The 1,028-nt window shown below is 75.7% G+C and carries 1 protein-coding gene; it reads left to right on the forward strand.

Features of this window, described 5'->3' with window-relative positions; translation table 11 throughout:
• The first annotated feature begins 71 nt into the window (after positions 1 to 71).
• Entirely contained in the window at positions 72 to 845 is a 774-nt protein-coding gene (locus TR50_RS27690) for an SDR family NAD(P)-dependent oxidoreductase (protein ID WP_152648679.1), read from the forward strand.
• Positions 846 to 1,028 lie beyond the last annotated feature (183 nt).

The raw sequence follows: 1,028 nt of genomic DNA on the forward strand, positions 1-1,028 counted from the left end.
GGGTTACCGTGCGCGCCCCCCCCCCGCCGATCGGCGGGGGGCGGATGAGCGATCTGGGGGGATCGACGCCGATGGCAGGCGACAAGGGGCTTCTGCACGACAAGATCATCATGATCACGGGTTCGTCCAGCGGGATCGGCGCCGCCGCCGCCCGCGTGTTCGCCGCCGAGGGTGCGGCCGTGGTGCTGACCGCCCGACGCGAACGGCGGCTGCGCGAACTGGCCGACGAGATCCGGGCCGAGGGGGGAGCGGCCGAGGTCGTGGTCGGCGACGTGACCGAGGCGGCGGACGTCGGACGGGCCGTCGACCACGCGGTGCGGACCTTCGGGCGGCTGGACGCGGCGTTCAACAACGCGGGTTGGGGAACACTCGGCACCGCGCTGCACGAGACCGACGACGACGTCTTCGACCGCATCATGGACGTCAACGTCCGCGGCGTGTGGAACTGCATGAAGCAGCAGATCCCGGCCATGCTCGGGCACGGCGCGGGCGGCGCCATCGTCAACACCTCCAGCACGGCGGGCCTCTTCGCCACCGGGGTGGTCTCGCCCTACGTGGCCGCGAAGCACGCCGTGCTGGGCCTGACCCGCGCCGCGGCCGCGGAGTACGGGGGCCAGGGCATCCGGATCAACGCGCTCATGGTCGGCAGCACCCGCACCGAGCTGATGGAGCAGGCGATCGAGGCCCTGCCGCAGCTGGAGCAGGCGGCCACGGGCCGGGCCATCCAACGGCGCCTCGCCGAACCGGTCGAGATCGCGCGCGCCGCCGCCTGGCTGCTCAGCGACGCGGCCTCGTTCGTCACCGGCGGAGCGGTCCCGGTCGACGGCGGCTGCTCCGCGGTCTGACCCGCGCCCCGCAGGGGCGGCACGCGCCGCCGAGCCCTCACCGCGAGGGCCTGGCGGCGCGTGTCGCCCGTGTCGCCGACGACCGCCAGCCGCCCCGCGAGGCGGGCTCGGCCGCGGACCCGGATGCCCGCGGCAAGGCCGGGCGCGCCGGGCCGGACGGCCGCGCCAAGGCGGCCGACCAGA

The organism is Streptacidiphilus anmyonensis (assembly GCF_000787855.1).
GTDB classification, from domain to species: Bacteria; Actinomycetota; Actinomycetes; order Streptomycetales; family Streptomycetaceae; genus Streptacidiphilus; species Streptacidiphilus anmyonensis.

Bases quoted from the DNA above. Each gene is read 5' to 3' on its own strand.
- TR50_RS27690 (WP_152648679.1), top strand. From the start codon at position 72: ATGGCAGGCGACAAGGGGCTTCTGCACGACAAGATCATCATGATCACG.